The organism is Aquicoccus sp. SU-CL01552, assembly GCF_040365005.1.
Lineage (GTDB): Bacteria > Pseudomonadota > Alphaproteobacteria > Rhodobacterales > Rhodobacteraceae > Antarcticimicrobium.
Genome location: NZ_BAABWV010000013.1, coordinates 140693 through 164751, shown reverse-complemented (window position 1 = coordinate 164751; position 24059 = coordinate 140693). Strand labels below are relative to the sequence as shown.

Annotated in this window: 24 protein-coding genes and 1 tRNA gene; 13 read left to right on the top strand and 12 right to left on the bottom strand. The window is 66.7% G+C overall.

The features are described 5' to 3' along the window. Positions 1 to 235 precede the first annotated feature (235 nt). Positions 236 to 312 (bottom strand) — tRNA-Pro (locus tag ABWV23_RS15505). A 114-nt stretch (positions 313 to 426) separates the two neighbouring features. Here ABWV23_RS15505 and ABWV23_RS15500 point away from each other — a divergent pair. Next, entirely contained in the window at positions 427 to 2022 is a 1596-nt protein-coding gene (locus tag ABWV23_RS15500; protein ID WP_353349356.1) for a Na/Pi cotransporter family protein, read from the top strand. Positions 2023 to 2026: 4 nt separating this feature from the next. Here ABWV23_RS15500 and leuB read toward each other — a convergent pair whose 3' ends face one another. Then, positions 2027 to 3133, bottom strand: a complete 1107-nt coding sequence (leuB, locus tag ABWV23_RS15495) for a 3-isopropylmalate dehydrogenase (protein WP_353349354.1) — start codon at positions 3131 to 3133, stop codon at positions 2027 to 2029. Positions 3134 to 3375: 242 nt separating this feature from the next. Between leuB and ABWV23_RS15490 the strand changes: the two genes are divergently transcribed. After that, positions 3376 to 4524 carry a 2OG-Fe(II) oxygenase gene (locus tag ABWV23_RS15490; RefSeq protein WP_353349352.1) on the top strand — a complete coding sequence of 383 codons (1149 nt, stop codon included), beginning with the start codon at positions 3376 to 3378 and terminating at the stop codon, positions 4522 to 4524. On the opposite strand, the gene ABWV23_RS15485 is transcribed toward ABWV23_RS15490, so the two are convergent. Beyond that, the gene (locus tag ABWV23_RS15485) at positions 4521 to 5402 is read right to left on the bottom strand and encodes a LysR family transcriptional regulator (RefSeq protein WP_353349350.1); all 882 of its coding nucleotides are present in this window, start codon (positions 5400 to 5402) and stop codon (positions 4521 to 4523) included. The genes ABWV23_RS15490 and ABWV23_RS15485 overlap by 4 nt on opposite strands. Positions 5403 to 5498: 96 nt before the next feature. Between ABWV23_RS15485 and ABWV23_RS15480 the strand changes: the two genes are divergently transcribed. Next, positions 5499 to 6461, top strand: a complete 963-nt coding sequence (locus ABWV23_RS15480) for an NAD-dependent epimerase/dehydratase family protein (RefSeq protein ID WP_353349348.1) — start codon at positions 5499 to 5501, stop codon at positions 6459 to 6461. Here the strand turns inward: ABWV23_RS15480 and ABWV23_RS15475 are convergent. From ABWV23_RS15475 to leuD, 4 genes are all read right to left on the bottom strand, one after another. Then, positions 6345 to 7436, bottom strand: a complete 1092-nt coding sequence (locus ABWV23_RS15475) for an endonuclease/exonuclease/phosphatase family protein (protein WP_353349346.1) — start codon at positions 7434 to 7436, stop codon at positions 6345 to 6347. The genes ABWV23_RS15480 and ABWV23_RS15475 overlap by 117 nt on opposite strands. Next, positions 7433 to 8278, bottom strand: a complete 846-nt coding sequence (locus ABWV23_RS15470; RefSeq protein ID WP_353349344.1) for a hypothetical protein — start codon at positions 8276 to 8278, stop codon at positions 7433 to 7435. The genes ABWV23_RS15475 and ABWV23_RS15470 overlap by 4 nt, the downstream gene beginning before the upstream one ends. Before the next feature lie 492 nt (positions 8279 to 8770). After that, positions 8771 to 9286, bottom strand: a complete 516-nt coding sequence (locus tag ABWV23_RS15465; RefSeq protein WP_353349342.1) for an HdeD family acid-resistance protein — start codon at positions 9284 to 9286, stop codon at positions 8771 to 8773. A 92-nt stretch (positions 9287 to 9378) separates the two neighbouring features. Next, the gene (gene leuD / locus ABWV23_RS15460) at positions 9379 to 9984 is read right to left on the bottom strand and encodes a 3-isopropylmalate dehydratase small subunit (protein WP_353349340.1); all 606 of its coding nucleotides are present in this window, start codon (positions 9982 to 9984) and stop codon (positions 9379 to 9381) included. 115 nt (positions 9985 to 10099) lie between these two features. On the opposite strand from leuD, the gene ABWV23_RS15455 reads away from it, so the two are divergent. Beyond that, positions 10100 to 11029, top strand: a complete 930-nt coding sequence (locus tag ABWV23_RS15455) for a DUF6492 family protein (RefSeq protein WP_353349338.1) — start codon at positions 10100 to 10102, stop codon at positions 11027 to 11029. Positions 11030 to 11075: 46 nt separating this feature from the next. Here the strand turns inward: ABWV23_RS15455 and leuC are convergent, their stop codons facing one another. Together leuC and ABWV23_RS15445 are read right to left on the bottom strand one after the other, a co-directional pair. Next, complete coding sequence (gene leuC / locus ABWV23_RS15450) at positions 11076 to 12497, bottom strand: 3-isopropylmalate dehydratase large subunit (RefSeq protein WP_353349336.1); 1422 nt, start codon at positions 12495 to 12497, stop codon at positions 11076 to 11078. 54 nt (positions 12498 to 12551) lie between these two features. Beyond that, positions 12552 to 12650, bottom strand: coding sequence for an isopropylmalate isomerase (locus ABWV23_RS15445; RefSeq protein ID WP_353349334.1), 99 nt, complete (start codon positions 12648 to 12650; stop codon positions 12552 to 12554). Positions 12651 to 12769: 119 nt separating this feature from the next. Here ABWV23_RS15445 and ABWV23_RS15440 point away from each other — a divergent pair, with 119 nt between their 5' ends. From ABWV23_RS15440 to rlmH, 3 genes are all read left to right on the top strand, one after another. Continuing rightward, entirely contained in the window at positions 12770 to 14113 is a 1344-nt protein-coding gene (locus ABWV23_RS15440; RefSeq protein WP_353349332.1) for a mechanosensitive ion channel family protein, read from the top strand. Positions 14114 to 14301: 188 nt separating this feature from the next. Then, positions 14302 to 14658, top strand: coding sequence for a ribosome silencing factor (rsfS, locus tag ABWV23_RS15435; protein ID WP_353349362.1), 357 nt, complete (start codon positions 14302 to 14304; stop codon positions 14656 to 14658). 43 nt (positions 14659 to 14701) lie between these two features. Beyond that, positions 14702 to 15172, top strand: a complete 471-nt coding sequence (gene rlmH, locus ABWV23_RS15430) for a 23S rRNA (pseudouridine(1915)-N(3))-methyltransferase RlmH (protein WP_353349330.1) — start codon at positions 14702 to 14704, stop codon at positions 15170 to 15172. Positions 15173 to 15196: 24 nt separating this feature from the next. Here the strand turns inward: rlmH and ABWV23_RS15425 are convergent, their stop codons facing one another. Both ABWV23_RS15425 and ABWV23_RS15420 read right to left on the bottom strand, forming a co-directional pair. After that, positions 15197 to 15559: an apurinic/apyrimidinic endonuclease family protein gene (locus tag ABWV23_RS15425; RefSeq protein WP_353349328.1), complete on the bottom strand. Its 363-nt coding sequence runs from the start codon at positions 15557 to 15559 to the stop codon at positions 15197 to 15199. Positions 15560 to 15595: 36 nt separating this feature from the next. After that, positions 15596 to 16306 carry a DUF599 domain-containing protein gene (locus tag ABWV23_RS15420; RefSeq protein ID WP_353349326.1) on the bottom strand — a complete coding sequence of 237 codons (711 nt, stop codon included), beginning with the start codon at positions 16304 to 16306 and terminating at the stop codon, positions 15596 to 15598. An 80-nt stretch (positions 16307 to 16386) separates the two neighbouring features. Between ABWV23_RS15420 and ABWV23_RS15415 the strand changes: the two genes are divergently transcribed. From ABWV23_RS15415 to ABWV23_RS15390, 6 genes are all read left to right on the top strand, one after another. Further along, positions 16387 to 17835 (top strand): FAD-linked oxidase C-terminal domain-containing protein, encoded by a 1449-nt coding sequence (locus ABWV23_RS15415; protein ID WP_353349324.1) that lies wholly within the window; start codon positions 16387 to 16389, stop codon positions 17833 to 17835. A 50-nt stretch (positions 17836 to 17885) separates the two neighbouring features. Beyond that, positions 17886 to 18983 (top strand): FAD-binding protein, encoded by a 1098-nt coding sequence (locus ABWV23_RS15410; RefSeq protein WP_353349322.1) that lies wholly within the window; start codon positions 17886 to 17888, stop codon positions 18981 to 18983. Next, positions 18983 to 20299: a glycolate oxidase subunit GlcF gene (gene glcF, locus ABWV23_RS15405; RefSeq protein WP_353349320.1), complete on the top strand. Its 1317-nt coding sequence runs from the start codon at positions 18983 to 18985 to the stop codon at positions 20297 to 20299. The genes ABWV23_RS15410 and glcF overlap by 1 nt, the downstream gene beginning before the upstream one ends. Positions 20300 to 20395: 96 nt before the next feature. Beyond that, the gene (locus tag ABWV23_RS15400; protein WP_502901660.1) at positions 20396 to 21214 is read left to right on the top strand and encodes a trypsin-like serine peptidase; all 819 of its coding nucleotides are present in this window, start codon (positions 20396 to 20398) and stop codon (positions 21212 to 21214) included. 144 nt (positions 21215 to 21358) lie between these two features. Beyond that, complete coding sequence (locus ABWV23_RS15395; protein ID WP_353349318.1) at positions 21359 to 21838, top strand: Hsp20 family protein; 480 nt, start codon at positions 21359 to 21361, stop codon at positions 21836 to 21838. A 175-nt stretch (positions 21839 to 22013) separates the two neighbouring features. Beyond that, on the top strand, positions 22014 to 22409 hold the full coding sequence (locus ABWV23_RS15390; protein WP_353349316.1) for a globin domain-containing protein: 396 nt from the start codon (positions 22014 to 22016) through the stop codon (positions 22407 to 22409). Here ABWV23_RS15390 and ABWV23_RS15385 read toward each other — a convergent pair. Continuing rightward, a complete protein-coding gene (locus tag ABWV23_RS15385) occupies positions 22406 to 23881 on the bottom strand; it encodes an NAD-dependent succinate-semialdehyde dehydrogenase (RefSeq protein ID WP_353349314.1) in 1476 nt (491 codons plus the stop codon). The genes ABWV23_RS15390 and ABWV23_RS15385 overlap by 4 nt on opposite strands. Between the last annotated feature and the right edge of the window lie 178 nt (positions 23882 to 24059).

Here is a 24059-nt window from a genome sequence, read left to right as displayed (position 1 = left end):
GAGACTCTACATCACGGTGAGGGATTTCGCGGGAGGCAGGTCAATGCGGTTGGAGGATTCGGGCGATGGGCGTGGGACGTCGCATTCAAACCGGGTGATGTCCAGGACATCCTCACGAAGCACGCCGGGACGAAAGAGGCGTTGATTTAGCCTGGATATCAATCATTTCTGGGGCGCGCCCCAGATATCGGTAGATCTGAAAACGACGAAGGGCCCCTCGGGGCCCTTGTTTATATGGTCGGAGTGAGAGGATTCGAACCTCCGGCCCCTGCCTCCCGAAGACAGTGCTCTACCAGGCTGAGCTACACTCCGACCGTGCGGGCGGAATTATACGCCTCCTGAAGGTTTTGCAAGGACAATATCGCGACTCGCGCCGCTTGCCTGTCGGGCAGGCGCGGGGCATCCTGTCGATCCGGGGAAGGGCGCATGACAACCGATATTTTTCTCTTGATTGGCGGGGTCGGCATGTTCCTCATGGGGATGGATGCCATGACCCGTGCGCTGAAGGATATCGCCGGGTCGAACCTGCGCGGGATCCTCGCGCGGTTCACCACCACGCCGTTGCGCGGGGTGCTGACCGGGGCGGTGGCGACCGCGCTGATCCAGTCGTCCAGCGCCACCACGGTGATGACCGTGGGGTTTGTCGGGGCCGGATTGATGACCCTGCCCCAGGCGATGGGGATCCTGTTCGGGGCCAATATCGGCACCACGGCGAATGGCTGGCTGGTGTCCCTGCTCGGGCTCAAGCTGCAGCTGGGGTCGCTGGCGATGGTCGGGCTGCTGCCGGCCAGCCTGGCGGTGCTGTTGGGGCGCGGGGCGGTGGCACGGGTGGGACAGGTGCTGGCCGGGCTTTGCCTGCTGTTGACCGGGCTGGAGTTGATGCAGACCGCGATGGAGACCGCCACCGGCCTGCTGAACCCCGAGGCGCTGCCGCAGGGCGGGCTCTGGGGCATGCTGGCGCTGGCGCTTGCCGGGCTGGTGATGACGGTGATCATCCAGTCGTCGGGGGCGATGGTGGCGCTGGCGCTGGTGATGCTCCAGGGCGGGGCCATCGGGTTGATGCAGGCGGCGGCGCTGGTGGTGGGGTTGAACATCGGCACCACGTTCACCGCGCTGCTGGCCTCGGTCGGCGGCGCCCGGGTGATGCGGCAGGCGGCGGTGGCGAACCTCGGTTTCAACATCGTCACGTCGTCGATCGCCTTTCCGCTGCTGCTGGCGCTGGGGCCGGGTCTGGAGCACCTGGCCGAGCTGGTCGATCCGCTGACCGCGCTGCTGATCTTCCACACCGGGTTCAACCTGGCGGGAACCGCGCTGTTCCTGCCGGTGACCCGCCAGTACACCGGGCTGATCGCCCGCCTGGTGCCCGCGCGCGCCGATGAGGGGGTGGCGCTGGGGCTCGACCGGATATTGCTCACCGATGCGCGGGCGGCGCTGATGGCGGCGCGGGGGGGCGCCACGCTGATCGCCGGGCGGGTGTTCGCCGCGCTCTCGGCCGCGCTGCGGGAGACGCCCGACTACCGGCCGCTTGCCGCGCTCAAGCCGGAGATGGGCAAGGCCCTCGATGAGCTGGAGCAGTTCCTCGCCGATATCCGCCTGCCCGCCGATCTGCCGATCGAGGAAGAGGTCTATTCCGCCCTGCTGCACGAGGCCGACCACCTGCGCCGGTTGCTGCACCGGGTCGATCAGACCGACCGGATTGCCACCCTGTCGGAGGATCCCGACCTGCGCCGTCCTGCGCAGCTGTTGGGGGCGATCCTCGCGCGGGCCACTGCCGCCGACGCCCGCGATCTGGAAACGGAGCGGCTGGCGCGGCTACAGGCCCTGGCGGCGCATCGCACCACGCGTCACCGGCGCGGGCTGCTTCTGGGGGAACATGCGGGGCTCTACACCCTGTCGCAGGTGTTCGCCCGAACCGATGCGATGCGCTGGTTCCAGCGCGCGGTGCATCACGCCGAACGCATCGGCCATTATGACCGATGCGCGCGGCAGGGCCTCCAGCAAGAGGCCCCGCCCGAGGGATGAACCGTCAGAGGCTGGCGTCCAGCGCCGCGACGATGGCATCGCCCATCTGGCTGGTCGAGACCGGCTGCACGCCCTCTTCGCCCAGCAGGTCGGCGGTGCGCAGGCCATCGGCCAGCACCTTTTCCACCGCCGCTTCCAGCCGGTCGGCCTCGGCGCCCTGGTCGAAGGAATAGCGCAGCGCCATCGCAAAGCTCAGGATGGTGGCGATCGGGTTTGCCTTGCCCTGACCGGCGATGTCGGGGGCCGAGCCGTGCACCGGCTCGTACATCGCCTTGGGGCGACCATTGGCCATCGGCGCGCCAAGGCTGGCCGACGGCAGCATGCCCAGGGAACCGGTCAGCATCGCCGCGCAATCCGACAGGATATCGCCGAACAGGTTGTCGGTGACGATGACGTCGAACTGCTTGGGCGCGCGCACCAACTGCATGGCGCAGTTGTCGGCATACATGTGGTTCAGCTCGACATCGGGGTAATCCTCGTCACGGATCTTTTGCACCACCTCGCGCCAGAGAATGCCCGATTCCATCACATTGGCCTTTTCGACCGAGGTGACCTTGTTGTCGCGTTTGCGCGCCAGTTCGAAGGCCGAGCGCGCGACGCGGTCGATCTGGCTCTCGGTATAGCGCTGGGTGTTGATGCCGACGCGCTCGTTGCCTTCCTCGAAGATGCCGCGCGGTTCGCCGAAATAGATGCCGCTGGTCAGCTCGCGCACGATCATGATGTCGAGGCCGGCGACCACGTCCGTTTTCAGCGAACTGAAATTGGCCAGCGCGTCAAAGCATTGCGCCGGGCGCAGGTTGGCGAACAGGTCCATTTCCTTGCGCAGGCGCAGCAGCCCGCGCTCGGGCTTCACCGAGAAATCGAGGTCGTCGTACTTCGGCCCGCCGACGGCGCCGAGCAGGACCGCGTCCACCTCCTGCGCCTTTTCCATGGTGGCGTCGGCCAGCGGCACGCCATGCTTGTCATAGGCGCAACCGCCCACGAGATCCTCGGTCACGTCAAAGGCAAGGCCTCCCTTGGCGCCGTACCAGTCGATGATCTTGGTCACTTCGGCCATGACTTCGGGGCCAATCCCGTCGCCGGGCAGGATGAGAAGCGAAGGGTTCGACATGGGGGGACTCCTTTATCTGGTTCCCGCAGGGCCTAGCGCGGGGTGCTGGTACCGTCAATATTGGCGCGGTGCGCGGGGCGGAAAATCCCGCCTTGCCTGTGGCTTGGCGGCATGATCCGCGAGAGGTGACTTGGGGCTGGGCCCGGCCGGTTTGCGGGCGATTTTCACCTTGCTTGACCGGTGCGCCGTTCCGGCCAATACTGGATTTAAGGATTTTTTAACTGTGTTTCGGAGGTTTTACGATGAACTCTGTTGCCCAAACGTCGAAGGCACTTTTGCCCGGGGATCCCGCGCCGAACTTTATTCAACGCAATATTTCAAACCCGCGATATGTTCTTGATGCGGCGGCGGGCCGCTACATCGTCCTGTGTTTCTTCGGCAGTGCCGCCGACCCCCATGCCCGTGCGGCGCTGGACACCGCCCATGGCCAAGCCGGCTTTTTCGACGACGAGACCGCCTGCTTTTTCGGGGTCAGTACCGACCCCGAGGACGAGAGCAGCGGCCGCGTCGCCAACCGTATGCCCGGCTATCGCCATTTCTGGGATTTCGATCTGCTGGCCTCGCGGCTCTACGGTGTCGCGGCGCCGGACGCCGAGCCGGGCGTGGGTGTCGCCGAGCTGTCGCGCAAATGGGTCGTCATTGACCCGACGATGCGCGTGATTGCCGTCATCCCGTTCCGCGAGGACCAGGGAGACCTCGCCGAGGTGGTGTCCGTGCTTGGCGATCTGCCGCCGCCGGCGCGCTTCGCCGGGGTCGAACTGATGGCGCCGATCCTGTTCCTGCCCCGGGTGTTCGAACCCGCGCTCTGCCGTCACCTGATCGGTCTTTACGAGGCCCAGGGCGGCCGGGAGAGCGGCTTCATGCGCGAGGTGGACGGGCGCACCATCGGCATCAAGGACGCGGACTTCAAGCAGCGCAAGGATTACGTCATCGAAGACCGGGAGTTGATCGGGACGCTGCAGGGCCGGTTCCAGCGTCGGATCATCCCCGAGATCGCCAAGGTGCACCAGTTCCACGCCACCCGGATGGAGCGGTACATCGTGTCGTGCTACGCGGCAGAGGATGGCGGGCATTTCTCGGCCCATCGCGACAATACCACCAAGGGCACAGCCCACCGCCGGTTCGCCGTCTCGGTGAACCTCAACGACGATTTCGACGGGGGCGAGGTGTGCTTTCCTGAGTATGGGCCGCGCAGCTTCAAGGCCCCGGCGGGCGGCGCCGTGGTGTTCTCCTGCGCGCTGCTGCACAAGGTCAGCAAGGTGACACGCGGGCGACGGTTCGCCTTTCTGCCGTTTCTCTACGACGATGCCGCTGCCCGGATCCGCGAGGAAAACGCTGGTTTCGTGGGCGAAACGGGCATCCGTTACCGCGCGGCACCCACGGCGAATTAGGCGCCTCGCAGCGCCTCGGCCAGCCGGTTCCAGACCAGCCGGATGCGCGGGTTGTGGCGCAGGGCGGTGGGGGCGGTCAGCCAGACCGGCAGGGTCGGCAGATCCAGCCCGGGCAAGACCCGCTCCACCCCCGGTTCGGCCTCACCTATGATCGCCTGCATGCCGCCGATCCCGCATCCCGCCCGGATCAGGTGCCAATAGGCGGCCTGATCGTCGCATCGCACGCCAAAGAACCCGCGCCCGACCTCCAGCCCGGCGCCGCGCATGAAGCGGATGATCGTGTCGTCGGCGTCGAAACCGACGAAATCGAGGCGCATGGCCTCCTCGACCGTCCGCGGTCGCCCGACCCGGTCGAGGAACCCGGTCGCCGCATAAAGACCCATCTCCAGGTCGGTCACATGGGCGGCCACGAGGTCAAGCTGCGTCGGTCGGTACATCCGCAGGGCGATATCCGCCTCGCGGAACAACAGGTTCTCGGAACTGTCCGAAGGCACCAGCTCGACCTGGATCTCCGAATGCGCGCGGCGCAACGCGGCGATGATCGGCGGCAGGACAAAATGCGACACCACGCTTGACGCGGTCACCCGCACCACCCCGGCAAGGCCGGCCTCCTGTCCCTCGGCGACCAGTTGCAGCCGGGCGGCGGCCGCGCGCATCTGGTCCGCCGGCCCGATCATGTCCCGCGCCGCCTCGGTCGGGATCAGCCCCCTTGGTCCGCGGGTAAACAACTCCATCCCCAGAGCCGCCTCCAGCGCGCGGATATGGCGGCCCAGCGTCGGCTGGCTCTGGCCCAGCTTTCGCGCCGCCGCCGACAGCGATCCGGTCTCCGCCACGGCGGAGAAGCTCTGCAACAGGGTCCAGTCCAGCGCATCCGTCATTCATTAATGAATATCACATCGTCACATTTTGGCAATTTCAAAACGCAGGTGTTCCGCTCATTCTCCTGTCAGACGCACAAGCAACGGAGCGATCCCATGACCAAGACTGTTCTTCTTCTCGGTGCCACCGGCAAGATCGGGCGCCATTCCGCCGCCGCCTTCTGGAATGCTGGCTGGCGGGTCCGCGAGTTCGACCGCGCCCGCGACGACATGATCGAGGCGGCAAAGGGCTGTGACGTGATCGTCAACGGGATGAACCCGCCCAACTACCACGACTGGGCCGGGATCATTCCGCAGATCACCACACAGGTGATCGCCGCCGCCCGGGCCTCGGGCGCGATGGTGGTGATCCCCGGCAATGTGTACAATTTCGGGCATGTTTCGGACGAAATCGACCAAGACACGCCGCAGACCCCCTGTTCGCGCAAGGGCAGCATCCGGGTCGAGATGGAGCGCGCCTATCGCGACAGCGGCGTGCAGACGCTGATCCTGCGGGCCGGCAACTTCATCGACCCCGAGCGCAACGGCGACGTGATGAGCATGCTGATCCTCTCGGCGATCAAGCGCGGTCGCATCACCACCATGGGCGACCCCGATGCGATGCAGCCCTATGCCTATCTGCCCGACTGGGCCCGTGCCGTGGTGTCGCTGGTCGAAATGCGCGACCAGCTGGGCCGGTTCGAGGACGTGCCGTTCCCCGGCCACTGCTTTACCATCAACGAACTCCGCGCCCGGCTCGCGGCCGAGTTGGACCGCCCGCTGCGCCTGTCGCGGTTTCCATGGTGGGCGATGCGCCTCGCGTCGCCGGTCTGGGAACTGGCGCGGGAACTGCGCGAGATGCGCTATCTCTGGGACATGCCGCATCGCCTGTCGGGCGAAAAGTTCGACCGCCTGCTGCCGGGGTTCAAGGCCAGCGATTTGCGCGAGGTGATGCTGGCCGGGCTACCGCCCAAGATCCACCCAGACCAGCCGGTGCCGGCTGGCGCGCAGCGCGGCCTCGCGTCCGGGTTCTCCGGGACCGGGCCAGACCACGCCGGCGCCCTCGACCGTCCAGTCTGAGCTGGGCAGCACGTAATCCACCCGCAGCCGTCCCGGCCCGTCCCAATCCACGGTATCAAGCCGGTCGGGTCCGGCGTGGGTTTGATCCCCGGCCCGCGCCCCGCCTTCACTGGCCGGGCGCGGGTCCGTCAGGCGGGGATCGGTGAGCAGCGCGCGGATCGCCGCGTGCCGCCCGGCCCCGTCGTCGGGATCGAGGTTGGCACCGCCCGCGATCACGAACCGCGCCTGTGGCGGGGGGCCAAACACCCCGTCGAGAAAGTGGCGCCAAAAGGCGATTTCATCGTGATTGCGCCTCCCGTTGCGGTCCTCGGCCCCGTCGAACACCGGTGGCCCGGCCTGGAAGGTCAGCAGCGTCACCACCCCGCCGGGCGCGTCGATCGGTACGATCCAATGCCCGGTGGAGGACAGTCGCTGCGCCGCCAGCGCCTCGGGCGAGGGGAACGGCGATCCGTCCGGGTATTGCGGCAACAGCGCCCCCGGTAGGTCGCGCCAGGGCAGGTCGCTGAAATCCCGCACCCCGTCCCGCAGGATCGGAAAGCGCGACAGCACGGCGATCCCGCCTTGCCCGGTGAAGGCGCCATAGCCCTGCGCATCGCCCGATCCGCCCTGCGCTCCGTCACCGTCCAGGTCCAGCCCCGAGGCCAGCCCGCTGTTGGGCCGCAGGGCCAGCCGATAGGGGTATGTTGCGCCGGCCGCATCCAGTCGGTCGGCCAGGGCCGTCAGTGCACGCCCCTCGTGATCCCAGTCGATGCCTTGCAGCGCCAGGATGTCGGCCCCGGTGCGCGCGATCACCGCGATTACGGCAGCCACCTGCGCATCCTCGCCCCGCTCGATATCGCGCAACAGCAGGCCCGGCCCCTGCCGCTGCAATTCGGTATTGAAGCTCGCAACCCGCAGCGGCTCGGCGCGCAATGGCGCGGCCAGGCAGGACAGGACTGAAAGGATGAGACCGAGAAGGGCGCAGGCCCGGATCATGCGGTCTGAACGGCCTCGGCGTCGGCCTCGGCGTCGGCATAGGACCGGCGCCGCTTTTCCTCGATCAGCGCGGCGATCCGCAGCATCGCCACCCCGCGCATCACCATGCTGGCCGGCAGAAAGGCCCAAGCGGTCATCGCCCAGATCAGGGTCTGCGGGTCGCTCAACACGCCGGGCCGGACCAGGTCCGCCCCCAGCTTGACCAGCGCCGGGATCGCAAAGGGCAAAAGCACCCCGATCACCACGTTGATCTGCCCGTCACGTTGCAGCCGGTGCACCACGTCTCCGCCGGCCGTCGGGTCGAACAGCGGCAGGTTGATCCAGACGTTGAACGATCCGTTTCCGACCGGCCAGCCCAGCACGCGCACGGCAAAGACAAAGGTGACCACGGCGGCCAGCGCGATCACATAGGTCACGCCGGCGGCGATCCGCACGGCGTCCAGCAACTCGGGCGCCGCCGAGGCGGGCAGCATCAGAACCGCCAGCCGCACCGGCGAATAGGGGAAATCGGTCATCTCGCCGATCATCCGGCCCAGCCCCGCGAACAGGGCGGTCAGGTTGGTCGGGTCAACAGCGTGCTTGGCGATCAGCGTCAGCGACAGAACCATCGCCGTCAGGGCGGCAAAGCGCATTCGGTTCAGCGGGGGGGCGTCCCGGAACTCGACGATGCTGGGATAGTTGGAGTTGTATTCGGCAAAGGTCAGCAACCCGGCCACGAGGGCCAGAAGAGTCACGATCTCGGGTCCGCCCGCCACCGATGCAGTCAGCAAAAGTGACGGAATTGCCAAAACCACAGCCACCAGGACTGCCCGGAATGCCGCGCCAGCGAAGCGTGCAAACACTGTTCGATCCCTTCAACCTGGACAGGGCGATACGATGCCGCGCCTTTGTTCCAACTTGATCCCGCCCTTAAGGACGGTTTGCCTCATTTAGGTCACATTTGTGCCGACTTTCAGCCACGGGCTCAAGCTGCCCTCTCACAAAATACTGAATTTGCGGCAAAATCATGGACAAACTGGTGCGCGTTTGCATCAACACGCCCGGAAAATCCGCCCCAAAGGCGGGGCGGACACCATATCTTGTGTCTGTAGCGCGCGGCCCCACAGGGGCCATGGGGGAGGGGTCCGGGCCTGGAGTCCGGGGCGTTCCACCGCCGCCTTCGCCTCGAAGCTCTCGATCGCCGGCGCCTTTTCCTGCGTCAGCGCGCCCCTCCAGCAGGCAGTGTTTCCCGAACGCACCGACGTCGAAATGGAACGCCTCGCCGTCCGAGGTGGCCACCGTCTGCGCCGCGAGGTCCGGGCCTTGACCCGATCGGGGGCGCGGGGCCGGGCGCGTCACGAAAGACGCTTCACGAAGACCCCGATCATCAGCAGGCCGATACCGTTGAAAACAAGCTCGATGCCCAGAAGCACGCCCAGCAACGTCATCGTCGCCATGTCGAAATTCATCCAGATGAAGATCGCGAACAGCAGCGGGACGAGGCCCGACAGCAACATCGGCCCGAAGAGGCCGGTGCCTCGCATCTGGAGAGAAAAGACAATCCGTGTGATGCCGCCGAGGGCGAGCAGGACCGCGATCAGCATGGTCAGAGAGATCATGCCTTCGAGCGGATTGGCCAGAAAGGACCAGCCGAGAAACGCCAGAACCAGACCCAGCAGCAGGGCAAAGACCCTTGACCCCGCGCCGCTGACGGTAAGCCCGGCGGCAAGCTGGAAAATACCTGCGAGCAAAAGCATGGCACCGGTCATCGTCGCGATCGCCATCGAAGCCAGCGCGACATTGCCCAAGGCAAGCCCGCCCAGAACAATCGACAGGATCCCAAGCAAAACCCATTTCAGCCAGTCGCTCATTGATCTGATCCTTTCTGTGCGAAGTCGTTGCTCTTTGCCTACACCACCTCGCACAGATCCGTTAGCCGGCTTGTGATTGATCCCCGTCGGGCTCAGACCCAGGGGCGTTCCACCGCCGCCTTGGCCTCGAAGCTCTCGATCGCCGGCGCCTTTTCCAGTGTCAGCGCGATGTCGTCCAGCCCTTCCAGCAGGCAGTGTTTCTTGAACGCGTCGACCTCGAAATGGAACACTTCGCCGTCCGAGGTGGTCACCGTCTGCGCCTCGAGGTCCACGGTCATGCGGGCGTTCTCGCCCTTTTCCGCGTCCTTCATCAACACGTCGACCTGCTCTTGCGGCAGGGCAATCGGCAGGATGCCGTTCTTGAAGCAGTTGTTGAAGAAGATGTCGGCAAAGCTGGGCGCGATGACGCAGCGGATGCCGAAATCCTTGATCGCCCAGGGCGCGTGTTCGCGCGACGAGCCACAGCCGAAATTGTCGCCCGCGACCAGGACCTCGGCCTTGCGATAGGCCGGCTTGTTCAGCACGAAATCGGGGTTCTCGCTGCCGTCGTCCTGATAGCGCATCTCGTCAAACAGGTTCACCCCCAGCCCCGACCGCTTGATGGTCTTCAGGAACTGCTTGGGGATGATCATGTCGGTATCGACGTTGATCAGGGGCAGGGGGGCGGCAACGCCGGTGATCTTGGTGAATTTGTCCATGGGATGTCCTCGAAACTCAGCCGCGCGGAATGGCGCGGCAATCCTTGTGATGATGGGTTGATTTGTGCCCGGCCATTTCCAAAGGTGCGGCCGGATACAATGAAAGGGATCCTGGATGCCCAACGACACGCCCGCCGACGGGCTTGACCTGCTGACCTGCTCGATGGCGCGCGACATCGAGATCTTCGACGTTCTGGCGCGATCGGTCGACCGCCACGTCGACCCGGACATTCGCCATACCGTCATCGTGCCGGCGGGCGATTGCGCCGCGTTCGAAAAATACGCCTCCGACCGGCGCCGGATCGTCGCGCAGGAGAGCGTGCTGCCGATGCGGCTTTTCGCGCTGCCGCGCCGTCTGTCCGCGCTGTCGGTCCTGAGCGGTGCCTTGCGGCGCCCGCTCTACCTGACGCCCCGATTGTCCCTCGTGCGCGGCTGGATGATCCAGCAGATCCTGAAGATCGAGTTCGCCCGGCGCAGTCCCGCGCGCGCGGTCATGCACGTGGACAGCGACGTGTTCTTTGTGCGCCGCCTGTCGGCCCGCGATGCCGTCGACTCCCAGGGTCGGGTCCGCTTTTTTCACGTGCCGGGCCAGCAGCCGATACCCGCGCACCGCGCCTGGATCGAGGCGGCGGCCGATTGTCTCGGCATTACCGTTCCGGCGGATTTCGCCACCCACTACATCGAGAACTGCGTTCTCTGGAGCGGTGAAACCACGCGTGCAATGGTCGCGCGGATCGAGGCGGCGCACGGCCGCCCCTACCACGAGGTGCTTTTGCGGCACGGGACGATCTCGGAGTATTTCATCTACGGGATCTATGCCGACCTGGTCGCAGGGAACCGGGGGCTGGCCGCCGAGACGGACTCCTACTGCAACTCCTTCTGGCCCGAAACCGAGGGCGCGCCCTTTGATTTCAAGGCCCAGGTCGCCCGCATGACGCCCAAAAACTGCGCCATGGCGGTTCAATCCACCCATGGCTTCCCGGTCGCCGAGCGCGCGCGCAGTTTCGAGGCCGCCACGCGGATGTTCTCCGACGCGGCGACCTGATCCGGGCGCCTTGCGCGCATGATCGGGCGCAGCGGTCCGCATCGCGTCAGGCCGTTTCCGTGTCGGCCATCAGCTCGCGCACATCGGTCAGCCGGCCGGTCAGCGCGGCGGCGGCGGCCATCGCCGGGCTCAGCAGGTGGGTGCGCCCGCCGCGGCCCTGACGACCCTCGAAGTTGCGGTTCGAGGTCGCCGCGCAGCGTTCGCCGGGGGACAGCTGGTCGGGGTTCATCGCCAGGCACATGGAGCAGCCCGCAAGGCGCCATTCGAAACCGGCGTCCTTGAAGATCTCGGCCAGCCCCTCTTCCTCGGCCTGCGCCCGCACGAGACCCGAGCCGGGCACGATCATGGCGCGGATGCCCTCCTTGATCTTCTTGCCCTTCACGATTTCGGCGACGGCACGCAGATCCTCGATCCGGCCGTTGGTGCAGGACCCGATGAAGACGGTGTCGATCTCGATATCGGTCAGCTTCTGGCCCGGGGTCAGCCCCATGTAGTCCAGCGCGCGCTTGACCGCCTCGACCTTGCCGCCCTCGAAATCCTCGGGGTTCGGCACGGTGCCGGTGATCGGCAGCACGTCCTCGGGGCTGGTGCCCCAGGTGACGACCGGGGCAATCTCGTCCGCGTCCAGCGTCACGACCTTGTCCCAATGGGCGTCGTCATCGGAATAGAGCGTCTTCCACCAGGTCAGCGCGGTTTCCCACTGGGCGCCCTTGGGCGCATGGGGGCGGCCCTTGATGTACTCGAAGGTGGTCTCGTCCGGCGCGATCAGACCGGCGCGCGCGCCGCCCTCGATCGCCATGTTGCAGACGGTCATCCGCCCTTCCATGCTCAGCTTGCGGATTGCCTCGCCGCAATACTCGATCACGTGGCCGGTGCCGCCGGCGGTGCCGGTCTTGCCGATCACGCTCAGGGTGATGTCCTTGGCGGTGACGCCCGGGTGCAACTCGCCGGTGATCTCGACCTTCATGTTCTTCGACTTGGTCTGGATCAGGGTCTGGGTGGCCAGCACGTGCTCCACCTCGGAGGTGCCGATGCCATGCGCCAGCGCGCCGAAGGCGCCGTGGGTGGCGGTGTGGCTGTCACCGCAGACCACCGTCATGCCGGGCAGGGTCCAGCCCTGTTCCGGGCCGACGATGTGCACGATGCCCTGGCGGATGTCGTCCACCGGGTAGTAGTTGACGCCGAACTCGCGCGCGTTCTTGTCCAGCGCCTCGACCTGGATGCGGCTTTCTTCGTTCTCGATGCCCTTCTCGCGGTCGGGCGTGGTCGGAACGTTGTGGTCGGGCACCGCGATGGTCTTGTCCGGCGCGTGCACTTCGCGCCCGGTCATGCGCAGCCCCTCGAAGGCCTGCGGGCTGGTCACCTCGTGCACGAGGTGGCGGTCGATATAAAGAAGGCTGGTGCCGTCCTCGGTCGTGTCGACCAGGTGGGCATCCCAGATTTTGTCATAGAGGGTCTTGGGGGACATCTGTCCTCTCCCGTTCTTGCATGGAAATGGCGAGCGTGGGCTGGCGGGGCCGGATTATAGCCGGGCCAGAACGGTGCGGTCAGCCCCGAAGAACCGTTCGCGCAGCCGCGCGTGGTCCTGAAGGTCGAAACAGGGGGCAGATTCCGGTGTCATGCCGTTCCAGATACAGCCGCAACCGGTTTCGATCAAGGTGGGAAACCGGCGGGCGCCGCGCAGCCATCGCTTGTCAGGCTGGCGGATCCGTTCCAACCTGAGGTCAGGGAGGGCACCGCATGGAAGAAAACCCGCCGCCCCCGGGGCTTGCCGAGCACCTCGTGGCTCTGCTGAACGAGGGGCGCGATCTGGTGCAGATGTTCCTGACGCCGGGATGGCGGCAGAACCAGGTCCTGATCGTCCTGGGGCTGATCGCGCTGGCCTGGCTCTTGCGCCTGCTGACCTCGGCCTGGGTGCAGGACTGGACCCGCGACCGTGACGGCTGGCCGAAATGGCGGCTGCGGATGATGGTGCAGATCCGTCACCGGCTGGGGCTGTTCTATTTCGCCGCCGGGGCCTGGGTGGTCTACCTGGTGATGAAGCAGGTGACCTGGCCCTCGCGCAGCTACCTGATCGGAATCGCGGCCACCCTGGCCACCGCCTGGCTGGTCATCGCGATGCTGTCGCGCTTCGTGCAGAACCGCACGCTGCGCCGGCTGCTGACCTGGGGCGCCTGGATCTATGCCACGCTCTATGCGCTGGAGGTGCTGGACAACACGCTGGCCTTTCTCGATTCCCTCGTGCTGGGCGTCGGCAGCCTCAGCCTGTCGCTGCTGACCGTGCTCAAGGCGCTGCTGATGATCGTGGCGCTGCTGATCCTGGCGCGGCTGCTGACCCAGTCCGCCACCCGTGGCCTGCAGGGCAACGAGGACATGTCCCCCTCGATGCGGGTGCTGGCGGTCAAGGCGGTGCAGGTCGCGGTCTACAGCTTTGTCGTGATCACCGGCATTCGCGCGCTGGGTTTCGACCTGACCGGGCTGGCGCTGCTCTCGGGGGCGGTCGGCGTCGGCATCGGTTTCGGGCTGCAAAAGGTGGTGTCGAACCTGGTCTCTGGCATCATCATCCTGCTCGACCGCTCGATCAAGCCGGGCGACGTGATCAGCCTTGGCGATACCTTCGGCTGGATCGATTCGCTGGGCGCGCGCTATGTCTCGGTGGTCACCCGTGACGGCAAGGAGTACCTGATCCCGAACGAGGATCTGATCACCAGTCAGGTGGTCAACTGGTCCTATACCAACAAGTTCGTCCGCCTCGATATCCATTTCGGCGCCTCTTACGGCGACAACCCGCACAAGGTCCGCGCGGTGGCGGTGACGGCGGCGAAAAAGGTCAGCCGCGTCCTCAGCAGCCCGAACCCGCCGGTCTGTCACGTCACCGGGTTCGGCGACAGCAGCATTGACTACATCCTGCGGTTCTGGATCACCGATCCCTCCGACGGGCTGACCAACATCAAGGGCAACGTGTTCCTCGCGCTTTGGGACGCCTTCGAGGAAAACGGCATTTCCATCCCCTTCCCGCAGCGCGAAGTGCGCCACCTCAATGACCCCGCACGCGCCGGTACCGACAGCGCCGAGGGGGGCTGACATGGCGATTTGCCGCGCCCGTTGCCACACCCCCGCGCCCGCGGTTCGCGTTTCATTGAAATTTCATCTCCGGCTTGCTAAATTGATCCTGCCCCGCGCCGGGGGTGATGCCGGCGCTCATGAAGGAGGACTATGTCCTGTCAACCCACGCAGAAGCGGCCATGCCCGCTGATGACCGGGCCGGTATGATGGCGGCCCAGGCTCTGCCGAGCAGCGAAGAGCTGCTGGCGCGCATTCTTACCTCTCTGGACTCCGACAAGGCCGAAGAGGTCGTGCAGGTTGATCTGCGCGGCCGTACCGCCATTGGCGATTACATGGTGATCGCCTCGGGCCGCTCCTCGCGGCAGGTCTCGGCGATGGCCGAGAAACTGGTCGACCGCCTCAAGCAGGAGTTCGGGCTCGTCGCAAAGGTCGAGGGCAAGGATACCGGCGACTGGGTGCTGATCGACACCGGTGACGTGGTCGTGCACCTGTTCCGACCCGAAGTGCGCGAGTTCTACCAGCTCGAGAAGATGTGGCTGCCGCAAGGCGCCGCCAACGCCTGATTCGGCATCGGCCCGCCCGTGCGGGCCGGGAACTGGACCTTGAATGCGCATCCGGATCTGCGCGGTCGGTCGCTTGCGCGCCGGCCCCGAGAAAACCTTGATCGACGATTACCTGAAACGGTTCGGCCGCACCGGTCGCGCGCTGGGCCTCGGCCCGGCCGAGGTGATCGAGGTGGACGACCGCAAGAACGCGGGCATGGCCGCCGAGGGCGCGTTGCTGCGCCGGGCCGTTCCCGACGGTGCGGTGATCTGCACGCTGGACGAACGCGGCAAGCTTTTCTCCTCTCCCGATTTCGCAGGCCGGCTGGCCGATTGGCGCGACCAGGGGCGGGGGGACCTGGCCTTCGTGATCGGCGGCGCCGACGGCATCGACCCGGAGCTGCGCGCGGCGGCGGATGCCAGCCTGTCCTTCGGCAAGATGGTCTGGCCGCACATGCTGGCCCGCGTGATGCTGAGCGAACAGCTCTACCGCGCCGCCACCATCCTGGCCGGCTCGCCCTATCACCGGGCCTGATTTGCCGGGCCTGAGGGCCTCGGATCAGGGCAGCGAGATCACCGTGGTCCCCGCGTTCCATCCGTCCACGAGGCAGCGCGCCTGCACCTGCACCTGCGTGGTCCCCTCCGGAATCGCCACGCCCGAGAGCGACCGGGTAAAGGGCTGTTCGGTCACATGCGGATGCGCCAGCACCCGCAGACCCAATTCATTGCCTGCCATGTCGAGCACCCGCCACCCGTCGGCGTAATGGTCCCAGCCGGTGTCGGGGTGCGACAGGGTGACATCGAATCGCCAGGTCGCGCCGTCGCGCTGGGCGTGGACGGCCTCGATCACCGGCGGCTCGGCGTACAGGGGCAGGGCGGTCAGGGCGCAGAGCGCCAGCGCGGAAAAAATCATCGGTCTCATGAGGTCAGCCTATCCGCCAAACCGGCCGGGCAAAACTCACGTCCGCGTGTCCGGCGGCGCCTTCAGCAGGACCTCGCGCGAGGAGGAGCCGAACTCGCGCCGGTAGATCATCGTCAGCGTCAGCAGCACCGCCGCCATCAGCGCCCCGGCGCCCAGCAGCCAGGCCGCCGAGGCCAGCCCGAAATAGGTCGTCCTGAGCCCGCGGTTGAAACTGCGCGCAGCGGTGATGTTCAGCTCGGCCGCCTGCGCCGCGCGCACCAGCGCCTGTGGGTCCTCGATCTCGTTGGGCACCGCCCCCATCACCACCGAGCAATAGCCGAACAGCCGGTTGGCCCAGACGAATTTCAGAAAGGCGCTGGTCAGGAACAGCAGCACCACCAGCAGTTTGATCTCCCAGACCACATGGGGCTGCGCGCCCAGTGCCAGGTCGCTGGCGAGATTCGCCACCGGGTCTGGATTGCGGATCAGCGCAAGGCCGCCGCCGAGCGCGATCATCGTCGCCGAGGCGAAAAACGCCGTGCTCTGCCGCAGGTTGCCGATCAGGCTGGAATCGAAAATGCGCGGCTGACGTGTCACCATGTGCCGCATCCAGTCGCGGCGATAGTCGTTCATGATCCGCGCGACCGAGGGGCGTCGCTGCGGCGGGTTCTCGACACACCAGCCAATACTGACCCAGCCCATAAGCAGCAGCACCAGCCCGGTGTAATCCAGCGGCGAGAACAGGTACAATCGGTCAATCCAGCTCATGCGCTCACCCTAGGCTCGATCTATTCGCCTTGTCAGTAGGTCAAATTGGTAATATTAAATTACCAAAAGGAGGATCCCCGATGCAGATGCCACAGCCTGACGCCACCGTGCTGGCGCGCAAGTCGCGGCTGGTCACGCGCCTGTCGCAGGTGCTGCCGCCCGAGGCGCTGATCCACGATCCGGCCGAAACCCGCGCCTATGAATGCGACGCGCTGACCGCCTACAAATGCGCGCCGATGCTGGCGGTGCTGCCGAGCTCGACGCAAGAGGTCTCCGAGGTACTGCGGATCTGCCATGAAGAGGGGGTCCCGGTGGTGCCGCGCGGCTCGGGTACCTCGCTCGCCGGGGGGGCGCTGCCCACCGCCGACAGCGTGATCCTGGGCGTGGCGCGGATGAATGACGTGCTCGAGACCGATTACGACAACCGCATCATCCGGGTGCAGACCGGGCGCACCAACCTCTCGGTCACCGGCGCGGTCGAGGAAGAGGGGTTCTTCTATGCCCCCGATCCCTCCAGCCAGCTTGCCTGTGCCATCGCCGGCAACATCGCGATGAATTCCGGCGGCGCCCATTGCCTGAAATACGGGGTGACCACCAACAACCTGATGGGCGTGACGCTGGTGCAGATGGACGGCACCGTGGTCGAGATCGGCGGCGCGCATCTCGAGTCCGGCGGGCTGGACCTGCTCGGGCTGATCTGCGGCTCCGAGGGGCAGTTGGGCGTGGTGACCGAGGCGACGCTGCGCATCCTGCGCAAGCCCGAGGGCGCGCGGCCGGTGCTGATGGGGTTCGACGATTCCGAGGTGGCCGGCGCCTGTGTGTCCGACATCATCAAGGCCGGCGTGCTGCCGGTGGCGATCGAATTCATGGACCGCCCCTGCATCCGCGCGACCGAGGCCTTTGCCCACGCCGGTTATCCCGATTGCGAGGCGCTGCTGATCGTCGAGGTCGAGGGCTCGGATGACGAGATCGACCACCAACTCGGGTTGATCAAGCAGATCGCCGCGCGCCACGACCCGGTGGAACTGCGCGAGGCCGCCGACGAGGACGAGGCCGGCCGCATCTGGCTGGGCCGCAAGTCCGCCTTTGGCGCCATGGGCCAGATCAACGACTACATGTGCCTCGATGGCACCATCCCGGTGTCCTCGTTGCCCCATGTGCTGCGCCGCATCGACGAACTGTCCAAGGACTTCGGGCTGGACGTGGCCAACGTGTTCCACGCCGGCGATGGCAACATGCACCCGCTGATCCTGTTCGATGCCAACAAGCCCGGCGACCTGGAAACCTGCGAGGCGCTGGGGGCCGAGATCCTCAAGCTCTGCGTCGAGGCCGGCGGTTGCCTGACCGGCGAGCACGGGGTGGGGGTCGAGAAACGCGACCTGATGCTGCACCAGTACGACGCCGGCGACCTCGAGGCGCAGCTGGCGGTCAAGGACGTGTTCGATCCCGACTGGCTGCTGAACCCGGCCAAGGTGTTCCCGCTGGCGCTGACCGAGACCCGGCGCGCCCGGCCGATGGCGGCGGCGTGACGGGGGCCTTGCCCCCGGACCCCCAGAGTATTTTTGCAGAGAAGAAGATGATGACACCAACAAGCGAGGCCGAGCTGGGCGAGGCCGTTCGGCAGGCCGACGGGCCGCTGGCGATCCGTGGCGGCGGCACGAGGCTGACCGGGCAGGCGGGCACCCCGCTGAGCCTGGCCGGGCTGCGCGGCATTTCCCTTTACGAGCCCGGCGCGCTGACCATGGTGGCGCAGGCCGGCACGCCGCTGGCCGAGGTCGAGGCGGCGCTGGCCGCCGAGAACCAGCGCCTCGCCTTCGAGCCGATGGATGCGCGCGGGCTGTTGGCCACCGGGGGAGAGCCGACCATCGGCGGGGTCTTTGCCGCCAATACCGCCGGCCCGCGCCGGGTGCAGTCCGGGGCGGCGCGCGACTTCCTGCTCGGCGTGCGTTACATCGACGGCTTGGGCCGGGCGATCAAGAACGGTGGCCGGGTGATGAAGAACGTCACCGGATACGACCTGGTGAAACTGATGGCCGGAAGCTGGGGCACCCTGGGGGTGCTGTCGGAGGTGTCCTTCAAGGTGCTGCCGCGCCCCGAGACCGAGGCGACCCTGCGCATCGCGGTTGCGGATGCCGGGGCGGCGGTGCGCCTTTTGTCCAAAGCGCTGGGCTCACCCTACGAGGTCACCGGCGCGGCCTATGATCCGGTGCAGGGCGCGGCCTTGCTGCGGATCGAGGGGTTCGCCACCTCGGTCGCCTATCGCGCGGGGGAGCTGACCAAACTGCTCGGCGCGGGGGAAGTGGTCGAGGTGGAGGCCTCTGCCGCGCTCTGGGCGGCGATTCGCGATGTCGCCCCGTTCCACGGTGCGCCCGGGGATGTCTGGCGGCTGTCGTGCAAGCCGTCGCAGGCGCCCGCGCTTGCGGCGCGGCTGGAGGCCGAGGCGCTGCTGTTCGACTGGGGCGGCGGGCTGATCTGGGCGCGGGTGCCCGAGGGCACCGATCTGCGTGCGCGAGCGGGCGATTACGATGGCCACGCCACCCTGATGCGCGCCGCGCCGGACACCCGGTCGCGGCTGGGCATGTTTCAGCCGCAGCTGGCGCCGCTGGCGGCGATCGAGGCCGGGCTGCGCGCGAAATTCGATCCAAGGGGCATCTTCAATCCGGGGCTGATGGGCTGATGAAGACGGAATTCACCGAAGCGCAACTGAAAGATCCCGGCACCGCGCGCGCCAACGAGATCCTGCGCGCCTGCGTGCATTGCGGGTTCTGCACCGCGACCTGCCCCACCTACCAGGTGCTGGGCGACGAGCTGGACAGCCCGCGCGGCCGCATCTACCTGATCAAGGACATGCTGGAAAACGCGCGGGTGCCCGACGACAAGACCGTCAAGCACGTGGATCGCTGCCTGTCCTGCCTGGCCTGCATGACGACCTGCCCCTCGGGTGTGCATTACATGCACCTTGTCGATCATGCCCGCGCCTATATCGAGGTACACTATACCCGGCCCTGGCACGACCGCGCCCTGCGTTGGCTGCTGGCGCGCATCCTGCCCCATCCGGGGCGGTTCCGGCTGGCGCTGCTGGGCGCGAAACTGGCAAAGCCCTTTCGCGGGCTGATCCCCGATGCCCGGCTGCGCGCCATGCTCGACATGGCGCCGAAAACCATCCCGCCGGTCAGCCGCAACGACACGCCGCAAAGCTTTGCGCCCAGGGCCGAGAAGAAGATGCGCGTGGCACTGATGACCGGCTGCGCACAAAAGGCGCTGAACACCGACATCAACGACGCCACCATCCGCCTGTTGCGGCGGCTGGGCTGCGAGGTGGTGGTGGCCAAGGGCGCCGGCTGTTGCGGTGCGCTGACCCACCACATGGGCAAATCCGACGACAGCCATGCGAGCGCCGCCCGCAACATCCGTGCCTGGACCGCCGAAATCGAGGGCGAGGGGCTGGATGCCATCGTCATCAACACCTCGGGCTGTGGCACCACGGTCAAGGATTACGGGCATATGTTCGCCAATGATCCGCTGGCCGGAGATGCCGCGCGGGTGGCCGGGCTGGCGATGGATGTCAGCGAGCTGTTGATGAAGCTCGACCTGCCCGAGGGCGGCGACCGGGATCTGACCGTGGCCTATCACGCCGCCTGTTCGCTGCAGCATGGTCAACAGATCAAGACCCACCCCAAGACCCTGCTGAAACGGGCCGGGTTCACCGTGGTGGAACCGGTCGACAGCCACCTGTGCTGCGGCTCGGCGGGCACCTACAACCTGATGCAGCCCGAGATCTCGGCCCAGCTCAAGACCCGCAAGATCCGCACGCTCGAGGCAAAAAGCCCCGACATCATCGCCGCCGGCAACATCGGCTGCATGATGCAGATCGGCTCGGGCACCGGCGTGCCGGTGGTGCATACGGTGGAACTGCTCGACTGGGCCACCGGCGGGCCGCAGCCGCCGGCGCTCTCGGGGCGCGACGCGAATTTGCCCGATCTGCGCGGGTAATTGCCCGCCCTGCGCCCCAATTTCGCCCCAAGCCCCGGCTAGGTTTCAGGGATCGACCGGGATCGACCGGGGATGGGGTATCCGAAGGAGGGGCGCGTGCGACACTGGTTTGCGGCATTGGTGATGGCGGTTCTGCCGGCGCTGGCCCAGGCCGGTGACACGCGCCTCCAACGCCTCGACAGCCTGGACGCGGGCCGCGCCTGGCAGGCGGTCGGGCGGCTCGACATCGGCGGGATCGGGTTCTGCACCGGCACGCTGATCGCCCCCGACCTGGTCCTGACCGCCGCCCATTGCCTTTATGACAAGACCACCAAGATGCGGATCGACCCCACGCGGGTCGAGTTTCTGGCCGGTTGGCGCAACGGCCGGGCCTCGGCCTATCGCCAGGTGCGCCGCGCCGTGGTGCATCCTGACTATGTCTTTGACAGCGATGTCTCGCCCGACCGGGTCCGCCGCGATCTGGCGCTGTTGCAGCTTCAGCACCCGATCCGCAACACCACCGTCATCCCCTTCGACACCGCCACGCGGCCTGCCACCGGCGACGAGGTCGGCGTCGTCTCCTATGCCCGCGACCGCTCAGAGGCGCCGTCGCTGCAAGAGGTCTGTGGCGTCATGGCCCGTCAGCAGGGTATCCTGGTGATGTCCTGCGATGTCGATTTCGGCTCATCCGGGGCGCCGATCTTTTCCTTCGAGGGCGCCGCACCGCGTATCGTCTCGGTGGTCTCGGCCAAGGCCGAGGTGCGCGGTGACCGGGTCGCGCTGGGCACCGAGCTTGGCGAGCCCCTGGCGCTCTTGCGCGCGATCATGAAGGCCGGGCGCGGCTACGGGCTGCCGCCGGCCCCGGGAACCCGCCGCGTCGTCGTCGGCGGCGCCCGGCGCGACACCGGCGCCAAGTTCATCCGCCCCGGCGGCTGAACCGTGCGGCGCGGGGCTTGAAACCCGCCCTCCCGTTTCCCACATTTTCCTTATCCGGATCGCCGTCATGGGGTCCGGGGCCGAATTGCCCGTCCAGACCGGAGGGCATCACGTGAATCGCTCGAAACAAGAGGATGAACACATATGCGTACGTTTGATTTTGCACCGCTGCACCGCGCCACCGTCGGGTTTGACCAGATCGCCGACCTGATGGACCGGGTTCTGGCCAATGACGTGGGCCAGTCCAGCTATCCCCCCTACAACATCGAAAAGACTGCCGAGGATGCCTATCGCATCTCCATCGCGGTGGCCGGCTTCTCCGATTCCGACCTGTCGGTCGAGGTGAAGGACCATCAACTCGTGGTGTCGGCGCGCCGGATCGAGGGCGAGGGCGACCGCACCTATCTGCACCGCGGCATAGCCACCCGCGCGTTCGAGCGCCGCTTTACGCTGGCTGATCATGTGCGCGTCACCGGGGCCAGCCATGAAAACGGCATGCTGCATATCGACCTCAAGCGCGAGGTGCCCGAGGCGCTGAAACCGCGCCGGATCGCGATCGCCTCGACCAAGCCCACCACCGCCGAGGTGCTGGAGGGCGAGGCCGAAACCACGCCGGTGAACTGACCCGCTGACCGGAACCGCGCCGGGCTCCGGCCCGGCGCACCCGTGTTCCCGCCGCCCCCGCCAAGCGGGGGCTTTCTCGTATCCGACCTCGCGCGGCGGAAATCCCTGCGGCCTTTACGATTTGTTATCGTGTTTCTGTCTTGCTGTCTCCGGGGGCGGCAGAGGCGGAGGCACCATGCCGGGAAACGATCTGCGCGGGACCTTGCCGTTGGTCTATCAGAACAAGGCGCGGATCGCCGACAGGTTCTACTTGGCGATGTTCCGGCTGGCACCGGAAACCCGCGCCCATTTCATGGGCGGGTTCGGCAAGCAAAAGGCCGTCTTTGCCACCATGATCGTCCGGATCGCCCAATCCGCCGATGACCCCGACACGCTGGAGCAGATCGCCCGCGACATGGCCACGGTGCACCGCCGCCACGCGGTCAGCGCGGATGAGTTCCGGATCGCCGGCCTCGCCTTGGCCGAGGCACTGGAGATCTGCCTCTCGGACAGTCTCGCGCCCGGGCAGATTGCGCGCTGGACAACGGTGGCGGGCACCCTCGTCCAGCGCATGATCGAGCTGTCGGATTAGACCGCCATGCAGACGTATTTCATCTCGAGGAATTCCTCGATGCCGTGGTGGCTGCCCTCGCGGCCCAGCCCCGATTGCTTGACCCCGCCGAACGGTGCCACCTCGGTCGAGATGATGCCGGTGTTGACGCCGACGATACCGTATTCCAGCGCCTCGGCCACCTTGTAGACACGGCTCAGGTCCTTGGCGTAGAAATAGGCGGCAAGGCCGAAGATGGTGTCATTGGCCATCTCGATCACCTCGTCCACGTCCTCGAACTTGAACAGCGGCGCGAGCGGGCCGAAGGTCTCTTCCTTGGCGACCTTCATCGCCTGGGTCACCCCGGTCACCACAGTCGGCTCGAAGAAATTCGCGCCCAGGTTCGACCGGTGTCCGCCGGTCAGCACCGTGCCGCCCTTCTCGGTGACGTCGCCCAGATGCTCCAGCACCTTGTCGATGGCCTCCGGGTTGATCAGCGGTCCGGTGGTCACGCCCTCGTCCAGACCATCTCCGACCGTCAGCTTTTCCACCGCCGCCTTCAGTTTCTCGGCAAAGGCGTCATAGACCCCGGCCTGCACATAGATCCGGTTGGCACAGACGCAGGTCTGCCCGTTGTTGCGGAACTTGCACATCATCGCGCCCTCGACGGCGGCATCCAGGTCGGCGTCGTCGAACACGATGAAGGGCGCGTTGCCGCCCAGCTCCATCGAGCATTTCATCACTTGGTCGGCGGCCTGCCGCAGCAGGATGCGCCCGACCTCGGTCGAGCCGGTAAAGGTCAGCTTGCGCACCTTCTCGTTCTCGCAGAACTCCTTGCCGATCTCGCTGGCGCGCGACGAGGACAGCACGTTGAACACCCCCGCCGGCAGCCCGGCGCGCTCGGCCAGCACCCCCAGCACCAGCGCCGAGAGCGGCGTCTCCGCCGCCGGTCGCGCGACAAAGGCACAGCCCGCCGCCAGCGCCGGCGCCGCCTTGCGGGTGATCATCGCGTTGGGAAAGTTCCACGGCGTGATCGAGGCGGCCACCCCGATCGGCTGCTTCATCACCGTGATCCGCTTGTCGCGCTGGTGGCCGGGGATGGTCTCGCCATAGATCCGCTTGGCTTCCTCGCCAAAGAACTCGACGAAGGAGGCGCCATAGACGATCTCGCCCTTGGCCTCGGCATGGGGCTTGCCCTGTTCGGCGGTCAGGATGGTGGCCAGATCATCAGCGTTCTCGATCATCAGGTCGAACCACTTGCGCAGCACTGCCGCGCGCTCCTTGCCGGTCCAGCTGGCCCACTCCTTCTGCGCCGCATAGGCGCTGTCGATGGCCTTGGCCACCTGCGCCCGGCTCAGGTCGGCCACCTCGGCGATCACGTCGCCGCGCGCCGGGTTGGTCACCGCGAAGGTGCCGTTCTCGCCCGCCACCCATTGGCCGTCAACATAGGCTTGGGTCGCCAGCAGGCTGGGATCCTTGAGCAGGGATTTCAGGTTCGTGGGGGCGTCAAGCATGGCGGGTCTCCTGCGAATTGGTTTGCTATGTTTGCTAGGCCCGGCGCGCCGGGTTGTCCATCTTTTCCACGTGGTAGAGCACAGCGCGCCGCGCTGCAAAGCCTGCTTCGCGTCCCAACATGTCGCAATTGGGCTTGAGCGCCGCCGCGAACCGCGGCTATCTGCCCTTGGGTCCGGC